A 21,257-nucleotide genomic window follows, 5' to 3' on the forward strand; every position below is an offset into this window, starting at 1 on the left:
AACCTGGCCCGGGCCGGACGACCGTGCGGCCGGGGCGGACGTCGTGCGGCGGGTCAGGCCTGGCCGGTTTCGAAGCGGGAGATCCGGCCGTCGTCCTCGACCACGAAGCTCCACCGGGTGCGCATCTCGCCCCAGGTGTCGTTGCGGTAGTCGGCGATGAGGGCGCGTCCGCCGTCGGACTCCTTGGTGACGTCCATGTGGCCGCGGGAGGAGAAGATCTCCCGGTCGGCCCAGTCGGCGAGGTCACGGTCGGAACCGTCGTCCGCCATGGTCGCGTCGGGGGTGAGCAGGCCGCGGAAGGCCTCCTCGTCATGGGCGTTGACGGCGGCGACGAAGGCGCGGACGGCCGGGTCGCTGAGTCTGTCGATCTGGATCGCCATACCGGTCAGGCTCACACCGCCGCCCGCGCCCCGCCACCCGAACGGCGCCCAGAACGGGCCGGACGGGTGTGAGCGGTGCGACGGTGGTTACGCGGAGGGGGCTGTCCTCTTCCCTCCTGCCCGCCGTTCTCTGCTCAGGGAGTCACCGTGACCTGTTACGACCGTCGTGATCTGGGACTGCTGCTGCTCCGGCTGGGCACCGGCGGGGTGCTGGCGGCGCACGGCGCGCAGAAGCTGTTCGGCTGGTTCGGCGGGCACGGGCTGGAGGGCACCGGCCAGTTCATGGAGTCCGTCGGTTACGCCCCGGGCAAGGCCAGTGCGACGGCGGCAGGCCTGGCGGAGACGGGCGGCGGCGCGCTGCTGGCACTGGGCCTGGCCACCCCCGCGGCGGGCGCCGCCGCGGCCGGGGCGATGGCGGGCGCGTCCGCGGTGCACGTCCCCAACGGCTTCTTCGCCCAGAGCGGCGGCTACGAGCACGCGGCCTCCCTGGGGCTGGCCGCCGCGGGCCTCGCCGTCACGGGTCCCGGCCGCCTGTCCCTCGATCACGCCCTCGGCCACACGGTCGACCGCGGCTGGATGGTCCCGGCGGCCCTGGGCGCGACGGCGGCGGTCACGGCGGTGGTCATCGGCATGCGCAGCAAGCGGCTGCGCCGCCGCGAGGAGGGCGAACAGGAAGCCCTGTTCGAGGAGTGACCATCCGACGCCGGGCCCGAGCCGGCACTGGCACGATGCGGCCATGAGCACTCCGCCCCACCCCCGGCCCGCACAGCCCGTACAGCCCGCGCAGCCCGCACAACCTGATTCCGCGGCATCCGCCGGTTGCGGCGACCGCGTCGGCGCCGTCGACCCCTCCGGTCCCGATCTCTGGGCCACCGTCGGCGCGTTGACGGAGTGGCTGGACGGCAGTCAGCCGGTCGGCGGCCGGGAGGGTCTGCTGCTGCGGGTGCTGAAGCTGTCGGAGGAGGTCGGCGAGGTCGCGCAGGCGGTCGTGGGCGCGACCGGGCAGAACCCCCGCAAGGGCGTCAGCCACACATGGGAGGACGTGCAGAGCGAGCTGTGCGACGTGGTCATCACGGCGCTGGTCGCGCTGCGGACCCTGACACCGGAGGCGGCGGCCGTGTTCGCCGCGCGTCTGACGCACGTGGCGGAGCGCTCCCTCGGCGGGGCGGGCGACCGTCCTGCGCAGTCCGCGCCGCGGGAGTGATCAGGACGGGCGGCCGGAATGACCCGCAGCGGCCCGTCGGCCGGGTCCGGCCGAAGACCGGCCGCGTTCGGGGAACCGTCCGCCCGCGTCTCGCGTACCTCTGTACGATCACCGCACGCGAAGCGGGGGCGCTGAGGCGGAGGGGCGGGAATGGACGACAACGCGGGCAGACACAGGACGACTTGGCCCTTGAGGGCCGCGGCGTCGGCGGCCGCGGCGGCCGTGCTGCTGGCCGGCTGCGGCTCCGGGGACGACAAGGCGGCGGAGCCGGGCCCTACGGCGTCCGCCCGCTCGACGGCACCGTCCGCGTCGGGCTCGCCCTCCTCCCCCGCGTCCGCCGGCCCGACGGGCGGTGGCACGGCGGCACTGACGCCGTTCGAGGCGGACCCCGCCGAGGTGCCCCGGACGCGAGGACGGGCCGAGGCCGTGGCCCGGGCCGTCGCTCTCCCGGCCGCCGACTGGGGCTCGGGCTTCCGCGCCCAGCAGCCCGCCGAGAGCGCCGCCGGCACCGTCGCCGTCCTCGACGAGCAGTGCCGCTGGCAGCGCCGGCCCCTCCCGGCGAGCGTGCTCGCCTCGCTGTCGCGCTACAGCGAAGTGCCCGGTGCGGGCGGCAGGGGAACGATGAAGGTCACCGCCGCGGTGACCGTGCACGCCTCGGTAGGCGCCGCCGACCAGCAGCTGTCCACCACCTTGGAGGAGGCGCTGCGCTGCCGGGTCCAGCAGGTCCGCGCCGACGAGCAGATCTCCGGCCTGATGTCGGCGGCCAGCCCCTACGGGCAGGGCAACAACACCTACGCCGACGACCAGGTGGTGGAGATAGGCAGTTACATCACGGGGACGACCGCGCAGACGTACCGCTGGTTCGTCGCCCGGCTCGGCACGATCACCGTGGCGGTCGCGGTGATGGGCGCCAAGGGTTACAAGGACGACGAACTGGGCCGCTACGCCTCGGAGGCCGTCGCCAAGATGCTCGACCGCGTGGAGACCGAGCTCGGGGGGAAGAACTGATGGATCCGCTGCGTTCCTCCGACCCCGCGCGGGTCGCGGACCACCGGCTGCTCGGCCGGCTCGGCGCGGGCGGCATGGGCGTCGTCTATCTGGCGCGCACCCCGAACGGCGCCCTGGTCGCCCTGAAGGTCCTGCTCGCCGAGTATGCCGAGGAGCCGGGCTTCAAGGAGCGGTTCCGCCGCGAGGTCGAGGTGGCCCGGCAGGTCGCCAGCCCGTGGGCGGTCCCCCTGGTGGACGCCGACCCGGACGCCGACTCGCCCTGGCTGGCGACGGCGTACGTGCCGGGCCCGTCGCTGGGCGAGGCGGTCGCCGCGTACGGGCCGCTGGCGGAGCCCGGCGTCCGGCTGCTCGGGGCCCGGCTGGCCGAGGCGCTGGGCGAGGTGCACCGGGCGGGTCTGGTCCACCGGGATCTGAAGCCGGGCAACGTGCTGATCGCCCACGACGGTCCGCGGCTCATCGACTTCGGTATCGCGCGGGCGCCGCAGGACACGGCGCTCACCGCGACCGGGATGGTGGTCGGCACCCCCGGCTATCTCTCGCCCGAACAGGCCTCGGGACCCGGCGGCGACGACATCGGGCCGGCGAGCGACGTGTTCTCCCTCGGCTGCGTCCTGGCGTTCGCGGCGACCGGCCGCGCGCCGTTCGGCAGCGGGGCGGTCGACGCCCTGCTGTACCGGGCCGTGCACGATCCGGCGGACGTCGACGGGATGCCGGCCGGTCTGCGCGAGGTGGTGGAAGCCTGCCTGGCGAAGGATCCGGCCGAACGGCCGGACGCCGCCGGGCTGGTGGAGCGCTTGTCGGCAGCGGACGGACCCCGGGACCGGGAGGCCTCCGGGTGGCTGCCCGAGCCGGTCACCCGCCTGATCGCCGAGCGGTCGGCGGCCGCGCTCGCGCTGCCCGACATCGAGCACACCCAGGTCCCGTCCCCCGCCCCGGCCCGACCGGAGGCGGCACCGCAGGACACCCCCGGACCCGACTCCGACATGCGGGACGCGCCACCTGAGGCGGACCCGGCCGGGCAGGCCCCGTCGGCCGGACCGACGGACGCCCGGCCCGCCGGCCGGCGCCGCTTCCTGCTGCTCGCGGGCGGGGCCGTGGCGGTCGCCGCGGGTGCGGGCACCGCCTGGTGGGCGGCGGCGCGCGACGACGACGCGAAGAGCGGCGCGACCGCGGCCGCGCGGCGGCCCGCGCACACCGTCGCCCTGCACGCCGACCTCAGCGGCCCGCAGCGGGAGACGGGCCGGGCCCAGGAACGCGGACTGCGCGTCGCCGTAGCCCAGTTCAACGCACGCGAGGACGCCTCGTTCACCGTGAAGGTGAAGGCCGTCGACGACAAGGGCGACCCGGCGACCTCGACCCGGCTCGCCGCGCAGCTCGCGGACGATCCCTCGGTCCTCGCCGTGGTCGGCCCGACCACCGACGCGACCGCGCAGGCGGCCCTGGCGAAGTACGACGCCGGGCTCGTACCGGTCGTCACCGTGTCCGCCGGCGCCATGGACCTCGTCCTCCAGGGGTTCCGCTCGTTCCTGCTGGGGCGGATGCCCGATTCGGTGCTCGCCCTGTACATGAGCAACTACCTGCGTGGTACGGCCGGTTCACGCAAGGTCGGACTCGTCGTCGACCGCCCGGCGGGCAACTACGGGACGACCCTGGCCACCGCCATCAGCACCCAGCTCAGCAACGCGCGGCAGCCGGCGGTGCCGGAAGTGGTCAGCGCCCTGCGCCCCGACTTCGGCACCGCGGTGGACGCGGTGCTCTCCGCGGGCGCCGACTCCGTGTTCTTCGCCGGGCTGCCCGACCGGGCGGCACTGATCGCCGCCACCTTGCGCGAACGCGCCTTCCAAGGCGCCCGCGTCTCCGGCCCCGCACTGCTCGACAGCAGGTTCCTGACGGCCGCTCAGGAGGACGCCGACGGCTGGGTCATGGTGGCGCCGGTCGTCGACGCCACCGTGAAGCCGGAGGCGCGGGCGTTCGCCGCGCTCTACCGCGCGCGCTTCGACGAGGCGCCGCCCCGGTACGCGGCGGAGGCCTACGACGTGACCGGGATGCTCCTGAAGGCCCTGGCGGCACTGCCGGCGAAGCGGCGCACCCGCGCGAACCTGCTCGCGGCCGTACAGACGGGCAAGTACCAGGGCATCACCAAGCAGTTCGCCTTCGAGCAGACCGGCCAGATGGCAAAGACCGGTCTGATGGTCATCGACGGCACCGGCGGCTTCCTCTGGCGGGTCGAGAAGGGCGGCTTCGTGTACGGCGGTCCCGCGCCGCTCACCGTCTGATGGAGCCGCTGCGCACCGGCGACCCGTCCCGGCTCGGCCGTTACCGGCTGCTGCGGCGGCTGGGCGTCGGCGGCATGGGCGTCGTCTTCCTGGCCCGCGCGCCGGGCGGAGCGATCGCCGCCGTCAAGACGGTCCGTTCCTCGTACGCGCAGGAGCCGGGGTTCCGCGCCCGGTTCCGCCGGGAGGTGGCGGTCGCCCGGCAGGTGGACAGCCCCTGGGTGGTTCCCCTGCTGGACGCCGACGCGGACGCCGAGACTCCGTGGCTGGCGACCTCGTACGTGCCGGGTCCCTCGCTCTCGGAGACGGTGGACACCTTCGGACCGCTCGCCCTCACCTCCGTGCGGACCCTGGGCGTCCGGCTCGCCGAGGCCCTCGAAGCGGTGCACGCGGCCGGTCTCGTGCACCGTGACGTGAAGCCGGGCAACATCCTGCTGGCCCCGGACGGGCCACGGCTCATCGACTTCGGCATCGCCCGCGCCCCGGAGGCCACCGCGCTGACCTCCAGCGGCGTGATCGTCGGCTCGCCCGGCTTCCTGTCGCCCGAGCAGGCACGGGCGCTGGGCGGGGAGATCGGCCCGCCCAGCGATGTGTTCTCGCTGGGCTGCGTGCTGGCGTTCGCCGGGACCGGCGTGCGGCCGTTCGGCGGTGGCGGGGCGCCCGGCGTACTGCTGCGCACGGTCTACGAGGACCCCGATCCCGACGCGCTGCCGGACGCCCTGGCCCCGCTGCTGAAGGACTGCCTGCACAAGGACCCTTCGCACCGCCCCGCCCTCCCTCGGCTCCGCGAGGCCCTCGCGGGGCGGGCGTCGGAGCAGGCGGGGGCGGACGAGGGCGCCGAGGCGGGAGAAGCACCGGGCACCGGCCCGGCCGGGTCGGCGCGGGACACCGGCCCGGCCGTCGGGTCGGGTTCGGGCTGGCTGCCCGAGCCGGTCACCCGGCTGATCAACGACCGGGCCGCCGCCGTGCTCACCCTCGGCGCCGTCGAGCCGACGCAGGTGTCCGCACCGGCGGACCCCGCGGCACCGGGATCCTCGGCTTCACCGGGGTCGTCGGCACCCCAGGTGTCGCCGGACGCCGTGACGCTCACCGCCGTGACGGCCGCTCCGCCCGCCGCGCCCGGCGTCAGCCGCCGCAGGTTCATGGTCCTCGGCTCCACGGCCGGCGTCGTGGCGGCGGGCGGGGGCGGCGCCTGGTGGTGGAGCACCCGCTCCGGGACGCCCGGGACGCCCTCCTCGGGCGCGAGCCCGCGGCCCGACCTGGTCGTGGCGTTCCACGGCGATCTGACGGGCCCCGGGAAGGCGGACGGCAACGCCCAGCTGAACGGCGCCCGGCTGGCGGTCGAGCAGATCGACGCCGAGAAGGACCACCCCTTCCGCTTCCGGCTGGTCCCCCACGACGACGGCGGCGACCCCGCCCGGGCCGACGCCCTGGCCCAACGTCTGACGCGGGACGCCGGTGTGCGGGCCGTGCTGGGGCCCACCGGCGACGCGTGCTTCCTCGGCGCGGAGGCCGCGTACACCAAGGCGGCCATGCCCGTGGTGACCGTGTCGGTGGACGTCGACCTGGACGGCAGGTCGTTCGGCTACGACCAGTTCCGCTCCCACGCGGCGCTGCACGTCGAACGGAGCCTTCTCGCCGCCCCGTGCGTCCGCTGGCTCAGCAACCACGCCGACGCGCGCAAGGTGTTCCTGGTGGACGACCGGGCCCAGGGCGACATCGCCTGGACCCTGTGCGACCTGACCCAGCGTGCACTGCGGCGGGCCGGCCGCGACTCGGTCCTGACCAGCGTCCCCGCCGGGAGGATCGACTACGCCTCGCTCGCGGCACGGGTGAGGTCCGCGCACGCCGACGCGGTCGTGTTCACCGGGGACGCGGCCCGGGCCGCGGGTTTCGCCACGGCCCTGCGCGGCTCCGGTTTCACCGGCACCCGGATGGCGACGGAACAGGCCTTCGGTCCCGCGTTCCTCAGCGCCGCGGGAGCCGCGGCGACCGGCTGGGTCTTCGTGACCTCCTTCGTCGACCCCGCGGTCCGCCCCGCCGCCCGCGCCTTCGCCGCCGCCTACCGCCGCCGGTTCGGCGCCGCCCCGGGCCGGTACGCGGCGGAGGCCTACGACGCCGTGCGGTTCCTGGCGGCGGCCTGCACGAAGGACGGCGCGGCGGTGCGGGAGCGCGGCGCGATCGCCCGCAGGCTCCGCGAGGTCGCCCACACCGGGATCACCCGCACCGTCCGGTACCGGGCGGGGCAGGGCTTCAACAACGACGCGATGTTCGACTACCAGGTGACCGACGGCAGGTTCCGCTACCTGGGGCAGTACGAAGAGGCCGCCGTGTCCTGAACGGCGCACGCCGCGGTCGCCCTCGCGGCGCGCCGAAGCGGTCGAACTCCTCACCGCGTGTCGTATATACGTGCGAAGTCATGTGGTTTCCCTTCTTGATGGCGTATATCCCCTACGCGCGCCGCCCACCCGGCCCCCCCTCGAACAAGCGGATCTTGTGTCAAGCCGATAGTGCGACGGAATTCCGCTGTGGCTGAATTGGGGCGGCTCGGCCCGGCGTCGTACGACGCGTGGCCGGGCCGGGTACGCCCTGCCCGGTGCGGCGGGGCACGGGGGAAGTACCGGATCTTGGGGGTTGCGTGGCCAGGGGAGCAGTGCCGCAGGCCGGACCGACCGGCCGCGAACCGGGCCGGGTGGCGGCGGAGTTACGGACGCTGGCCACCGACGCCCGGGTGGCCGTCCACCGGGTGGCGCTGGAGGAACTGGCCGAGGACCTCCCCCTGCCGGACCGCCTCGCCCGCTGGGCCGGTACGGACCTGGTCGCCGCCTACGCAGCACGGGACACCTTCCTGCCCTCCCCCGAGGCCACCGGGGGCCCGGCGGACGGGCGCCGCGGACGGCGGGACCGCGCGGCACGGTTCACCCGCGCGCTGGCCGGAGCGGGCAGCGCCCTGGTGTTCCTGCCCCTGCTGCTCACCTGGGCGGGGCTGGGCGCGGCGGCCTGGGCCTACCAGGACATGCGCGCCGAGGGGACGGGCGACGGGGAGACGTTCCTCGCCCTGTGGCAGTCGGGGTTCGCGGGACATCTGCCGCTGCCGTTCCACTTCGACTTCCTGGTGGCCTACACGGTCACCGCCCTGTGCTGTCTGGTCCTGGCGACCGCCCTGCGCCAACGGTACGAGCGGGCCGAGGACCTCGCGTCCCGTGTCCTGGCGGCCCGGCTCTCGGGCGCGCTGGCGCAGGTGCAGGCCCTCGCCGCGGAAGCGGCCCAGGCCACCCCGCCGCGCTTCGGCGAGGAGCTCCGGGGGGCGGCGCGCAACCTGCGCGCGCTGGGCGAACTGGCGGGCAAGGCCCAGCAGGAGACCGCCGAACTGATCGCCGAGGCGAGCCGGACGTCGTCGCTCACCCGGGCCGCGGCCCTGTCCCTGGGCGAGGGCGTGCGGGAACTGCGGTCCGCCGCCGAGTCCGTGGCCTCGTCCACCGACAGCGCCTCCCGGGCGGCGCAGGAGGCCCACCAGGGCGCGCAGATGCTCTCCGGCGAGGCCGGCAAGGTCGTGGACGGCATGGACCGGGCCGTGCGGCGGGCGGCGGGCGCCGCGGCCGAGGAACTCTCCGCGGCGGCCGCCGACGCGGTGCGCCGGGTCTCCGACGCGGCCGAGGCCGCCGCCGGACGGGAGGAGACCGCGGCACACCGCAGCGCCGAACTGCTGCGCCGCAGCGGGGAGGACATGACCGGCGCCTTCGCCGCCGCACGCGTCGCGCTGGAGTCGGCGGCGAGGGAACTCGCCGCGACGGTCGAACGGCTGGACAGGACCGTCACCGGGCTGCCGCGGGCCCTGGAGAGTTCGGCGGCCGACGGCGCGGAGCGGATCGGCTGGGCCTACGACCAGGCGGTGGTGGCCCTCGCGGCGACCCTGCGCGAGGACGTACGGACCGTCTCCGGTGAACTGGCCGGGCATGTCGTGCAGTTGCGGGAGCTGAGCCGGCTGCGGGAGGACACCGAACGCGAAGCCGGTGACCGAAGCGCTCACACGGCGCGTGAACTGCGCGTCGCCGTCGAGGAGTTCCACTCGGTCCTGCACGACGTCGCCGGTCTCCTGCGGGACGCGACGGACACGCTCGCCCGGCCCCGTCCCGCACCACCCACCACGGACGTGCCTCCGACGACACCCGCCGAGCCCGCCGTACCTGCCGTGCCCGCCTCTGCCGGCCCGACGACAGGCTCCACCACGCCCACCGCGGACGGCCCGACGGCCACACCCGCCACACCCGCCACACCCGCCGCGGACGGACCGACGGCGGCGCCCGCCACGTCGCCCTCCGACAGCCCGGCGCCGGCGCCCGCCACGCCTGCCGCGGACGGACCGACGGCGGCATCCACCACGCCCGCCTCTGACGGACCGGCATCGGTACCCGCCATGCCTGCCGCGGACGGCCCGACGACGGCGCCCGCCGCGCCCGGCGACTCCCTGGACGGCGTCGCGGACGGCACCCGGGCGGCCGGACCGCGCCGCACCCGCCCGGAGGGCCCCGCCCCGGTGGACGCGTACCCCGTCGGGACCGCCGGAGCCGGGGAGGAACGGCGGTGAGCCCGCGGAGCGGCCCGGCCCTGACCCACGGCGCCGGCTGGCTCTTCGCGGACCTGCTGCTCGTCGTCGCTCTCGTCGTGCTGGGCGGTCAGTGGACCCCCGGGGACGACGGCACGCCGGGCCCGGGCGAAGCGTCCGCCCCCTCCCCCTCCCCGGGCACCGCCTCCGCCGGCGCCTCACCGACGGCGAAGCCGGGACTCGACCCGGACAGCGAGGAGTTCGACGTGCGCACGGACGCCGTGGCGCTGAGGGCCGGGAAGGCGGCGGCCGAGCGGGCGGTGCGCGAGCAGGTCACCGCGCACATCAAGGACTACCCCGGCAGAACGGCCGCCATGGTGATCGTCTGGGGCACGGCGGCCTCGTGCGGCACCTGCCCCGTCACCGACGACGCCAGCCGCGCCTACGCGCACGCCGTGGCCACCCGGCTCACCTCCATCGCGCCCGGGTTCTTCCCCCCGTACGACGCCGACATCATCCGCAGCTACCGCAACACCAGCTCGGACCGGGCGGCGGGCACGGCCACCGTCGAGTTGTTCTTCCTGCGTACCTGACACCCGCCCGCACCCCCGCCCCCGTGGCCCGGGGCGGCACCGGGCCCGTACCCGCCCGCGCCGCCCGCCCGACGGCACCCCGGACCCGTAACGAGGAGGACGCCCCTTGACCCCACTACCCGGCCTGGCCGATCTGCGCCGCTTCGCCGACGAGACGCGCGCCATGCTGCAACGGCAGGACATACCCGAGACCGCGGAGGCGCAGGAGCGGTACGCCGACGTGGTGCGGCTGCTCAAGGAGCTGCACGACCGGGTGGAGAAGCCCGTCACCTTCGGGGTGGTCGGCGAGTTCACCGTCGGCAAGTCCCTGCTCCTGGGGTCCCTGCTGGGGCGCCCCGACCTGCTGCCGGTGGAGGAGCGCAAGTCGACCGGCAACATCACCGTCCTGCGGCTGCGCCAGGCTCCGGCGGACCCCGACGGCGGCGCGGACCCGGACGGCGGTGCCGCGACGGCGTCCGGTGTCACGCACGCCGGTCCGGTGGCCGAGGTGCACTACCTGAGCGAGGAACAGCTGGGGTCGTGCGTCCGCTCCATCCTGGACGACCTGGCACGGGGCATGGACAAGGAGCACGCGGTGCTCGGCGCGGGCCATGTCCTCGGCGGATACGACCCGTTCACCGACCCCCGCGGCTGGGGGCCGTTCGACCAGTGGATCTCCTGCCTGTGGCCGCAGACCGGCCCGGAGGCGGCCGCGCCGCTGGTCGACCCGATCCAGATCTCGGCGACGCACGTGGCGGCGGCCACCGAGCTGTGCCGCATCCGCGACGCCCACCTCAGCCAGACCGGGCTGCTGGGAACCGTCCGGCGGATCGACTCCCGGCTGGTGCGCGACGCGCTCGACCACGGCACCGAGGAGCGGGTCCCGAAGTCCCGCCCGCGCCCCCGTATCGAGCCCTTCGGCGCGGACCAGGTGGAGACGGACAAGGAGGCCCTCGCCCGCAGTTTCATGCTCATCGAGCGGGTGGTCTTCGACGTGCACGTGGCGCGCGACCACTGGGACCTGCACCGGCTGCTGGACGAACACCCCTTGCAGTTCCTGGACTTCCCGGGGATCGGCGGGGCCGGTTCCTACGGGCGGGACACCCACCTCAGCCGGAGCGAACTCGCCGAGGTGCACACCATCCTGGTGGTGCTGGAGGCCAGGAGGCCCGGCCGGCGCGGGGTGGAGGACTTCTGGGGGATGCTCGTCCAGGACCAGCGCACCCCCGAGGCGCTCGCGAAGGCCGCCCTGGTCGCCGCCAACATGTTCGACAAGGTGCTGGTGCCCACGCTGCCGCACGGCGCGCTGCACAAGAACGACATGCTCCAGCGCAGCGACGCCCTCAACGGCATCCACGTGCACGCCGACAAGTTCGTCAAGGGCCGGGAGAGCGCGGTCGTGCTCACCTCCTCGGTCTCGGCGATCCGGCGCTACGGACTGCCGTACGCCGACCTGTCCCAGAAGACACGGGACGAGATCGAGGACGCGCTGCACAAGCTCGACCAGGGCCCGCAGGCGCGCTGGGAGGAGACGGCCGTCCGGTTCCACGAGGCCGATCCGGAAGGACCCTGGGCCCGCCGGCTGCGCGAGGCGGACGGCGACGGCGGTGTCCGGGCCCTCCAGCTGCTGGTGGAGCGGCAGCTGCGGGCCAACGGGGTGGCGCAGAAGCTGGAGCGCGCCGAGGTCTCCCGCGGCAAGCTGTGGCAGGCGCTGCTCGCCCTTCAGTACCAGGTGCGGCAGGACCTGTGCGGTGCCGAGCCGGGCGCGGCCGAGTACGACGAGCTGAACGCCCGGATGCGGGAGTACCGGCTGCTGCTGACCGCCCTGCTGACGCAGTTGCAGGACCTGCGGGGGCTGGCCGGCCCGGCCGCCGACGGCGCCCCGCGCGCGCAGCCGGCCGACGCGGGCGCGGAGGAAGGCCGGGGCGCGCTGCCGTCCTCGGTCGTCGGGCTGGCCGCGCCACCCGGCCCGGTCTCGGCCGCGGACGAGGTCAGGCGGGAGGTGTACGAGTGGACGGAGTGGCCGCAGCTGCTGCGCCGGGCCCGCAGCGACAAGAAGGGGCTGGTCACCAAGAGCCAGAACCCGGACTCGCTCGGCCGTCCCCGTAAGCCGCCGCCCGGGCAGAGCGCGGCGCCCCCGGTCACCCACTCCTCCGCCGACGACTCCCGTGCCTACATCGACAAGTTCACCGCGTTGGTCACGGCCCGGTTGGTCAAGGACAGGGAGCAGCTGGAGGAGTGGCTCGACGGCTGGCAGCGGGCGTGGTCGGACGCCTTCGCCCCGCTGCGCGCCTGGTTCGAGGAGCCGGCCACGCCGCCGCTGCTGCGGGAGGCGTTCCTCGCGCACGACGGGGACCCCGCCGCCGTCGAGAGCCGGATGTCGGTCCTGTGGACCGCGCTGGACCCCGGGTTCGTCGTGCGGGAGCAGGCCGAGCGGCGCGGGGCCGGCCCGGTGGCCGACGAGGACCTGGCCGCCCGCTTCCCGGCGCAGGCCGACCACACGCTGCCCTGGCACCACCAGGTCCCCGACCTCGACCCCATGACGGAAAGTCAGGAGCGGCACCCCCTGCTGCTGGCGCAGCTGCGGCAGTACGTGGCCGACGCGGCGGCCTCGCAGGTCACCTCGCGTCTCAACCGCCTGCTGACGGCCCGGGTGGACGACCTCGTCGACCACTACGAGGAAGCGGCCCGGTTCCTGCCCGCCGAGGACGACATGAGTCCGTCCCGCAGACCGCCCGTCGCGCCGGAGCAGGGTCACGGCCGTGACGAGGGAGACGAGGGAGACGAGGGAGAAGGCGACGACGGGGACGAGGGGGACGGCGCCGGGCACCACGGTGGACCGGGTCCCGGCGGCTCCGGCGGTCCCGGCCACCCGGGGGGCCTCGGCGGCCAACCCATCGACGAGCTGATCCGTGACTGGAGGCATGCCTGATGGCCGCTCCGCACCTGTCGTTCCGCAGTCCCGAACCCGCCGCGGCCCCGCCGGGCCACGTCACCGCCACCGGACACTCCTCCTTCCGCCTCCACGAGCACGAGGGCCGCTATCCGCTGCCGGTCGTCACGCTGCACCCCGACCACGAACCCGGCAGCACCTACCTGCACGTACAGCTGCCCGGACGGCTCACCGTGCGCAGCGCCGCGGACACCGCGCTGCCGCCCGGCCTCGCCCGTGCCCTCCAGGTGGCCTGGTCCTCCGACGGCGACGGACGGCCCGTCATCGGCGACCTCGACCTGGTCCGGGACGCGGCGATCGAGACCGTCCTCGTGCATCTGACCCCGCGCCCCCGCGACGCCGCTCCCCGCGGCTACGGCGAGTCCCTGTACGTCGACGTCTTCTGGGAGTTCGACGTCCAGGGCCCCGGCGGACGCACCACGGTCGGCAGCGCTCTGCTGCTGGAGTTCGCGCCGCCGGGCGCACCGCCCGAGCAGGAACCGGGGGACGAACCCGAGCCGGAGTTCCTCCGGCTGCGCGAACCCTCCGCCGAGCACTTCCACGAGTTCGCGGTCGTCGACTTCGGCACCACCGCCTCGACGGTGACGCTACAGAGCTCGGGCAAGCTGGAGCGGCACTCGGTCGACCCGGCCCAGAGCGCGACCATGGGGAGGTTCCTGACCGAGCTGCTCACCCCCGGCGCGGTCCCGCAGGGCGCCCCCGGCGGCGGGCCGTTGCGGGACGCCCCCGAGGAGTGGCGGGACGCCGCGGCGGACCTGCTCGACCGGAAGCTGACCGTCCGGGGCGTCACCGAGGAGGTGATGACCGGCCACGAGGCGCTCGCCCTGGTGAGCGAGGGCAACGAGGACGCCGTGTCGGCGCTCCAGCTGGAGGTGGAGCAGGCCTTCTACCGGGGCAGCCGTGAGCTGCGCACCTGGCTGACGCCCCTGCTGCACCACGGGTACACCGCGATGACGCAGACGCCGCCGCTGCGCCTGCACGGACTGCGGCCGGTGCCCTTCGTGGGCGAGAACGGCCGCACGACCTTCGCCCCGCCCAGTTCGCTGGTCGAGACCGAGAGCCAGGGCGACGACGAGGAGCCCCGGCTGCCGGAGAACCGCACGTTCCACCTGGGCGACGGGCCCGGGGCGATCACCGGGCTGAAGCGTCTCGTGATGCGCGCCCAGGTGCCGGGGACGCCCGGCAGCGAGCTCTCCCCCGTCCATCTGACACAGCACCTGTACCTGCGGCTGGTGGAGGCGGCCGAACGGCTCACGGCCGACAAGTCCAACCCGGGGAGCACCCTTCAGACGGTGATCGTCACCTATCCGACGACGGCCCTGCCCGAGGTCCGCCAGCGGCTCGGCGAACTGGTCGGCACGGCACTCGGCGCCCCCATCGTGATCACCGACTACGACGAGGGCCTCGCCGCCGGACTGTTCTTCGTCATGCGGGAGCTGTCCGGGAACCAGAACCTCGGTCTCGAGGCGCTGCGGGCCCGCTCGCGCCGGGTGACCCGCACCCTGCCGCCGGACCCGGCCACCGGGGCCGCCCGCACCCTGCCGGTGTCACCGCCGACGTGGGAGCGCACCATGCTGGTCGTCGACATCGGGGGCGGCACGACGGACATCGCGCTCCTCCAGCTGGCCCTGACCGACGCCACCCCCGAACGTCCCGACCGGGACCGGGCCGTGTCCGGGCGCCGCTACCGCCTGGAGCCGATGCTGCTCGCCTCGACCGGCCACGAGCAGCTGGGCGGCGACCTGCTCACGCTCCAGGTCTTCTACTGGCTCAAGGCGGTCCTGATCGACGAACTGCGCGAGGACGACACCGGCGCCGTGACGGGCGGGGAACCCCAGGCCAGGCCCGCCGGGCGCTCGCTGGCGGCCCAGGTGGCCGACCAGGCGGGCCGGCACCTGGAGACGATCGTGCACCCGGACGTACGGGAGACCCTGCACAGCTGTCTGCCGACCACCTGGGACGCCACCTCTCAGGAGCAGGAGCAGAGCAAGGAGCGTGACCGGTTCCACGAGCTGTGGCGCCTGGCCGAGGAGAAGAAACAGGCGCTCGGCACCTCGGGGGATCGCCCCGTGGTGCTGGAACCGCACGAGGTGACCACGATCGTCCAGGGAGCGCCGGGCCGGCTGCGCACGCCGTCCGCCGCCATCCCGCTGGACGTGGCCCAGTTCGAGAGGCTGATGCTGCCGGTCCTCAGGCGCGCCGCCGAGATGGGCGCCGATCTCGTGCGGACGACCTTCGAACGCGAGCGGGAGAACAACGAGCGGGCCGCGAAGCGGGGCCGGGAGACCGGGCCCGCGCCCGTCCTGGACCTGGTGGTGCTCTCCGGCCGCACCAGCAGCATGAGCCTCGTGGGCAGCACGGTGACCGACGTGCTGTCACGAGCCGATTCGGGAACCCAGCTGAAGTTCGGCTGGGATCCCATGGCGCTCTCCATCGAGACCGAGTTCGCCAAGCAGGCGACCTCCCTCGGCGCCGCGTGGGCGCACAACGTGCGCAACCACGCCCGGGTCGGCGAGACGGTCCGCGGCGACCGGGTCGGCCACCGGCGCATGACCGACCTCGACATCGAGACGCGCGGGCTGTTCTCCAGCCTGCCGTGCGACCTGGGTCCCCTGGCCGCCGAGAACAAGCCGGTGGTGCTGTTGCGCGCCGGTGAGCCGTTCGTGGAACTGGACGAGCGGGGCACGCTGGGGATCCGCTCCCCGCAGTGGAACCTGCTGCCGCGCCTGGTCGAGCTGCACCGGATCACCTCCGCGTCACGCTCCATCCAGTGGGGCACCTTCGACCTGGCGCTGGCGGCGAAACGCGACCGCATCGAGCTGTCCAACCCGATCTGGCAACCGCAGCGCGAGAACGGCGTGAAGTACCTCGTCGAGGTCGACCAGGAGCTGAGGCTCCAGATCCTCCTGTGCAACGGGACCCCGCACTACTGGGTGGACGGCACCCGCCACCATCTGAAACTGGCCGAACTCGTCGACGGCGCCTCGTTCGACCCGGACCTCGGGCGCTGCCGGCTGCCGGGCCGGCTGTGCGTCACCAACGCGAGCGGAGGGCTCACCGAGGTGTTCCCGCCACCCGGACCCGGCGGCGAGGACGACTACTTCGACCAGTCCTTCCACCCGGACGCGGACAGCACCCAGCACACCGTCGCGGGCCGGATCGCGGTCATCCCGGTGCCACCGGTCGCGGGGCAGTACGAGTTCCACCTCGACGACGGCGGCGGCAACCCGAAGCGGCTCGACGTCCTGGCGGTGCCGGACGCCACCACCCACGGCCAGCAGCGGCTGCACATGGCGACGCTCGACGCCCGCGGTCACCTGTCCGTGTACCGGGGCGCGGTGCCGTTCGCCCCGGCGCTGAACCTGCGGGACGTGGAACGCGAGGCGGGTCGCGTCCACAGCAGGCCGATGGACCGGGGCCGTCCCGACTTCGTCGACGAGTGGGACCCCTTCACGGGAGCGCACTGATGGCCGGGACATCCGGGACCGAGGCAGGCGTGCCCGGGGACGTCGGCCGGCTGCTGCGCGAGTTCACCGAGGCGGTGGGAGCGGTCCTCGCCGAGGGGTCCCGCAGCCGCGACGTCCTGGTCGAGGCGCTCGTGGGCTGCCACGCCCTCGCCTCGGTGCCGGTGTACGACGACCGGCTGGACCCCGACCCGATCGAAACGAGAGTGGCGTTGAGCAAGGCCGCCCACACCCTGCAACTGCTCGTCTGGCACCTGCGCAAGTGCACCGGTCCGGTGGACCCGCCCGCCGGGGAGACACCGCCACGACGGCGCCGCACCGCGTCGGACCAGCAGCGGCGCAAACAGCGGGAACAGGAACGGAGCCGGGAGCAGGAGCAGGAGCGGGAACAGGAGCAGGAGCGGGAACAGGAGCAGGAGCGGGAACAGGAGCGAGGGGCGCCTCCGCCGCAGCAACAACCGCAACAGCAACAACCGCAAGAACAGCGGCATGAGCAGCGGCAAGCGCAGGACGGCGGGGAAGGCGCCGCGCAGACCGGAGCGCCGGCCGGCGGGCAGGAGGGGCCGGCCGGGACGACGGCCGGCCCCCGGCATGCCGCGCCCGGCCCGGAGGCGCCCGGCGAGGCCCCCGGCGCAGGGGCGGGCCCCGGAGCGGAGACCGACCCCGACGGCCCCGGACGCCCCCGGCGCACCACGGCCGTCCGCGGCGGCGGGATCTCGTCCGCCGGGCGCCTGACGGGCACGCTGGCCGAGCTCCACGAGGAACTCATGAGCAGCCAGGACACCCGGGGCTGGCTGAACGCGCCCGTCCTCGCGCTGGTGCCCGCGAACCCCTCGCCCCCGAAGCCGCCCGTCACGGCGGCCGGTCACTGGCTGGCACTGCACATGGCCCTCCTGCGGCTGCCGGAGGACCAGCGGTCCGAGTGGCACCGCAGGGCGGCGGAGCTGGCGCGGCAGGACAGCGGCCTCGCGGCCCTGTCCCCGCTGGACGACGCCCTCGACGACCCGGACGTCCTCGTGCCCGCGCTGCCCGGCCACCATCCGGGCGTACGGCTCAGCCTGACGTCGGAGTCCGGTCGGCCCCTGCCCTCGGACATGGCGCACGACATCGCCGACGCGGCGGCCCTGCACCGCCCCGACGGCGGACACGAGCGGCGCCGCATGTGGGCGTTGCGGGCGCACCAGGCGCTCCGGCTGACCGAGTTGGACCCGCTGCTGGTCTTCCGCTGGAACAACGTCACCCACGCCGCCCGGACTTCGACGGAGACGAGCGAGTACTTCCGCGCACAGGTGACCAAACAGCTCGCCATGCTGGTGAGTTCCGTCAACAACAACTGGGACGGCAGGAACCGTTTCCGCGCCGAGCACGATCTCGACGGCGTGATCGGATCCCTGCTGCACTCCACGCCCGCGGCCCAGAACAGCTGGTGGTGGCGCTGGCGGGCCGTGCCCTGGCCGTACATGGCCGCGGGGGCGAAGGCGGGTGACGTCGAATTCTCGCTCCGCCCCGAACAGCTGCACCGCCCGCAGCTGTTCCGCTGGACCGCGGGGAGCAAGAACGTCGGCGGTCACGGCGGACGGTCGGCGCCGCTGCTCCAATGGGTACTGCGCGCCCCGGCGTTCGACGCCAACGAGCGGGCCGGCATCGGAGCGGTCGTCATCAAGCCCGAGGCGACCGCATGACCGCGTCGAGACCTGCGGAGCCCGCCGGCCCCGATGACCGTCCGGCCCGCGCCGCCCTGCTGCTCTCCCGCACCGCGGCCGGGCGGCGGGGCGGGCTGACACCCCAGCTCGCCGCCGACGCGGCGGCCCTCTCCGCGGCGCGGGCCCCGGGTCCGGCACCGGTGCGGATCGGGGTGCTGCGCCGGGGGCCCGACCCGGGGGTGATCGCGCTGCTGGCGGGAGACCTGGACGGCGGCACGACGACAGGACCCGGTGAGCCCGAGGTGCTGCCGTTGCGCCACGCCCCGGACGAGGGCCCGCCGCGGCTGTCGCTCGGTCCCGGACAGCGCGCCCTGCTCGACAGGCTGGCGGCGGGGGCGGCGGCCCATGAGCTGCCGCCGGCCACGGGCGCCTGGGTGCGGGCCTGCCGCCGGGCGGGACGGCCCTGCTTCTCCCCGGAGCCCGAGGACTTCGGGGGCGTCGCGGGGACGGCCGCGGTCTGGCGGCGGATCCAGGACCTGGCGCGGCACGTCGCGGCGGGGCAGGGCCGGGGCGGTGAACCGGCCGACCTGGAACCGCTGTTCGCCGAACCGGTGGTCCGGCGGGGCCGCGCGTCCGGCCCCCTGCTCCTCGGCGACCGGGCCGTGCCGGTCGACCTGCTCGACATACCCGCGGGACTGCCCGGCCGCGCCGCCGACGCGACGGGCGCGGTACGGCGACTCGCGGGCGCCTGCCACGCCGTACTGCTGCTGTTCCCGGTCTCCGCGCTCCCCGCACTGCCCGCGCGGCCGCCCGGACCGGAACCGTGGGGCGGGCCGGCACCCCGGGGAGGGCCGGGACCGGCGGACCCGGACGGCGACCTGACGTGGCTGCGCTCGTGGACGGACGCCCTGCGGACGTACCCCCACGGGCCGAGGCGGGCGTACCTGGCGCTGGCGGCACGCCCCCGGAGCACGGTCGCCATGCCGGACCTCGCCGGCTGGCTGAGCGGCCGGCTGCCCGTCGTCCTGGGCACCCCGCACGTCCGGTGCCCGACCTACGCCCTGGCGGTGGCGCAGGCGCTGAGGGCGGCCCGGATCGAAGCGGCACCGGGACGCGCGACGGCCGCGCTGGTGGAACAGGCGCGCGCCGACCGGATCGACTGCGGCACGGCCGCGCTGGCCGACGGTCTCACCGCGCTGGTGCGGGCATGCGCCGAGACCCTGCCGGAACTGACCCGGCGACGGCTGACCGCCGCGTTCGACGACACCCGCATGGGCTGCCGGGACACGGCGTTCGCCCGTGGCTGGCCGCTCGCCCCGCTCGACGGCGCGACGCCGGCGCCGACGCCGTCACGCTCGTCGGACACCGAACCGGACCGCGAACGCGTCCGTGACCGCGGCTGCGGCCCCGACCGCGGCAGCGGAAGCGCCGAGCTGTGGGACCGGTTCGAGACCTACGCCGTGGGTCGCGCCGCCGACCGTGCGGCACGCCCGGCGGGCCGCCCCGCCGGGTCCGCGGGCCGGCGGCCCGCGTTCACCCCTCGCCCTCAGGACGGCCGGCCGGAGAGCCGGCGGGAGGACCCTTCATGATCGTGGTGTTCAGCGTGCTGCTCGTCCTGTGCACGGTGGTGATCGCCGTGCAGGGGCTCAGGCTCCGGCGCGCCGGGGCACGGGCCGGCGCCCGGCCCCTGCCCGGCCCGCGACCCGGTGACCGGCTCCCGGCCGCCCGGGCCGCCGAGCTGGAGCGTGCCGTGACGGACGGCCGCAGGGCCGTCCAGCGGGCCGAGGCCGAACGGGACAGCGCGCGGTCGGAGCTCCGAGGCGCCCGCTCGGAACTCGAAGGGGCCCGGTCGGAACGGGACAGCGCCCTGGCGGAACGGGACCGTGCCCTCGAGCGGGCCGCCGACGCGGCACGGGAGGCCGAGACGGCGGCCGAGGAGGCGGACGGGGCGCGGGCCACGTCGGAGCGGGCGGGCGCCGAGGCGCGACGGGCCCGCGGTGAGGCGGACGCCGCCCACGAGCAGGCCGCCCGTCTGCTGACGGAGACGGAGGCGCTGCGGGTGCGGGCCGGAAAGGCCGAGGAGCGGGCCCGGCAGGAGGCGGAGTCCGCGCGCCGGGCCCGCAAGGAGGCGGAGGAGTGCCGTAAGGCGCTCGAACCGATGGACGACCCGGACTGGGTGCAGTCCGAACTCGACGAGATGCGCAGGCTCGCGACGAACGGGGGAACGCTGCCACCGGTCGCGGACGCCGACCGGCCCGCCACGGACATCCCGCAGCAGCTCCCCCTCAGCCCCGACGCCACGACCGACAGCGTCCTTGACGGCGCAGACCTGGGCGCCCTCGTGGTCCGGGCCGCCTCGGTGTGCGGGGACGGACACCGCAGACGGCAGCAGCACCGCCGGGACGCCGTGCTGCTGAGGGTTCCGGTCGGCATGGGCCGCCCGACCCTGCTGAGCGCCGTCGCGGCGGGCACCCCGGACGGGGCCTGGTCCCAGTCCGCGGCCTCGCACGCCTGCCGGGCGCTGCTGACCCAGATCCAGAACCACGCGGCCGTGCTGGGACCGTGGCTGCACGACGAGGCGGCGGCGGACGTCCCCGGCCCGGCGGCGGCCCTGCGGCTGGCGCTGAACGACGTCGGCCAGGCGATCCGCGTCGAGGCCAGGGGCCGGGGGTGGGTCTCGGCCGAGGGCACCCAGGACGACCGGGCGGTCGGTGTCTCCCTCACCGGCCTGCTGTCGCCGCTCGGGGACAGCGGCACCCGGACCCACCTGGCGTTCGGGGTGGGCGACGGGATGGTGCTGCGGCTGCGGGACCGCACCTGGACGACGGTGTTCCCGGCCGGGGACCGGCACATCGGCGAGACCACGCCACTGCCCGTCAAGGGAGCCCCCGTGCGATGGCTCGCCGTGCCGTCCCGGGAGGGCGACCGTCTCGTGGTGTGCACCCGGCCCACGGCGCAGCTGCTGCTGAACGAGGTCACCGGAAGCTGGTTCGCCGACCGCTGGACGGACGGCCAGCCCCGGCTCACCTCCTTCCTCCTCCAGCTGGGCGCCCGCATCCGGGGAGCGGTGGAGGACCGCACGATGGCCTGCGTGTGGGACCACGGCTACGCGTCGCACGCGGCCGAGACCCGCTACCTCCCGGGCAGCCCACGCTGAGACGACCCGGGGGGGGCGGGGTCCGGTACGGCGCGGAACCGGTACGGGATGCGGCTA

Annotated in this window: 13 protein-coding genes; 12 read left to right on the forward strand and 1 reads right to left on the reverse strand. The window is 75.4% G+C overall.

The window, feature by feature from the left end; all coding sequences use genetic code 11:
* Positions 1-53: 53 nt before the first annotated feature.
* Positions 54-380 carry a nuclear transport factor 2 family protein gene (locus Saso_RS01330; protein ID WP_189917141.1) on the reverse strand — a complete coding sequence of 109 codons (327 nt, stop codon included), beginning with the start codon at positions 378-380 and terminating at the stop codon, positions 54-56.
* A 147-nt stretch (positions 381-527) separates the two neighbouring features.
* On the opposite strand from Saso_RS01330, the gene Saso_RS01335 reads away from it, so the two are divergent.
* The 12 genes from Saso_RS01335 (at position 528) to Saso_RS01390 (ending at position 21,200) form a co-directional block, all read left to right on the forward strand.
* Positions 528-1,073: a DoxX family membrane protein gene (locus Saso_RS01335; protein ID WP_189917143.1), complete on the forward strand. Its 546-nt coding sequence runs from the start codon at positions 528-530 to the stop codon at positions 1,071-1,073.
* A gap of 43 nt (positions 1,074-1,116) precedes the next feature.
* Positions 1,117-1,584 (forward strand): MazG-like family protein, encoded by a 468-nt coding sequence (locus Saso_RS01340; protein ID WP_307822183.1) that lies wholly within the window; start codon positions 1,117-1,119, stop codon positions 1,582-1,584.
* 189 nt (positions 1,585-1,773) lie between these two features.
* Positions 1,774-2,592: a hypothetical protein gene (locus Saso_RS01345; RefSeq protein ID WP_189917145.1), complete on the forward strand. Its 819-nt coding sequence runs from the start codon at positions 1,774-1,776 to the stop codon at positions 2,590-2,592.
* Entirely contained in the window at positions 2,592-4,868 is a 2,277-nt protein-coding gene (locus Saso_RS01350) for a bifunctional serine/threonine-protein kinase/ABC transporter substrate-binding protein (protein ID WP_189917147.1), read from the forward strand. Before Saso_RS01345 ends, Saso_RS01350 begins: the two co-directional genes overlap by 1 nt.
* On the forward strand, positions 4,868-7,204 hold the full coding sequence (locus tag Saso_RS01355) for a bifunctional serine/threonine-protein kinase/ABC transporter substrate-binding protein (RefSeq protein WP_189917149.1): 2,337 nt from the start codon (positions 4,868-4,870) through the stop codon (positions 7,202-7,204). Before Saso_RS01350 ends, Saso_RS01355 begins: the two co-directional genes overlap by 1 nt.
* A 299-nt stretch (positions 7,205-7,503) precedes the next feature.
* Entirely contained in the window at positions 7,504-9,453 is a 1,950-nt protein-coding gene (locus Saso_RS01360) for a coiled-coil domain-containing protein (RefSeq protein WP_189917151.1), read from the forward strand.
* Positions 9,450-10,004 (forward strand): hypothetical protein, encoded by a 555-nt coding sequence (locus Saso_RS01365; RefSeq protein ID WP_189917153.1) that lies wholly within the window; start codon positions 9,450-9,452, stop codon positions 10,002-10,004. Before Saso_RS01360 ends, Saso_RS01365 begins: the two co-directional genes overlap by 4 nt.
* A gap of 106 nt (positions 10,005-10,110) precedes the next feature.
* Complete coding sequence (locus Saso_RS01370; protein ID WP_189917155.1) at positions 10,111-12,915, forward strand: hypothetical protein; 2,805 nt, start codon at positions 10,111-10,113, stop codon at positions 12,913-12,915.
* Positions 12,915-16,403 carry an acetate and sugar kinases/Hsc70/actin family protein gene (locus Saso_RS01375; RefSeq protein WP_189917157.1) on the forward strand — a complete coding sequence of 1,163 codons (3,489 nt, stop codon included), beginning with the start codon at positions 12,915-12,917 and terminating at the stop codon, positions 16,401-16,403. Before Saso_RS01370 ends, Saso_RS01375 begins: the two co-directional genes overlap by 1 nt.
* Positions 16,403-18,082, forward strand: a complete 1,680-nt coding sequence (locus Saso_RS01380) for a hypothetical protein (RefSeq protein ID WP_189917159.1) — start codon at positions 16,403-16,405, stop codon at positions 18,080-18,082. The genes Saso_RS01375 and Saso_RS01380 overlap by 1 nt, the downstream gene beginning before the upstream one ends.
* On the forward strand, positions 18,079-19,632 hold the full coding sequence (locus Saso_RS01385) for a hypothetical protein (RefSeq protein ID WP_189917161.1): 1,554 nt from the start codon (positions 18,079-18,081) through the stop codon (positions 19,630-19,632). The genes Saso_RS01380 and Saso_RS01385 overlap by 4 nt, the downstream gene beginning before the upstream one ends.
* The gene (locus tag Saso_RS01390) at positions 19,629-21,200 is read left to right on the forward strand and encodes a coiled-coil domain-containing protein (RefSeq protein WP_189917163.1); all 1,572 of its coding nucleotides are present in this window, start codon (positions 19,629-19,631) and stop codon (positions 21,198-21,200) included. The genes Saso_RS01385 and Saso_RS01390 overlap by 4 nt, the downstream gene beginning before the upstream one ends.
* Positions 21,201-21,257: the final 57 nt, after the last annotated feature.

This window comes from Streptomyces asoensis (assembly GCF_016860545.1).
Lineage (GTDB): Bacteria > Actinomycetota > Actinomycetes > Streptomycetales > Streptomycetaceae > Streptomyces > Streptomyces asoensis.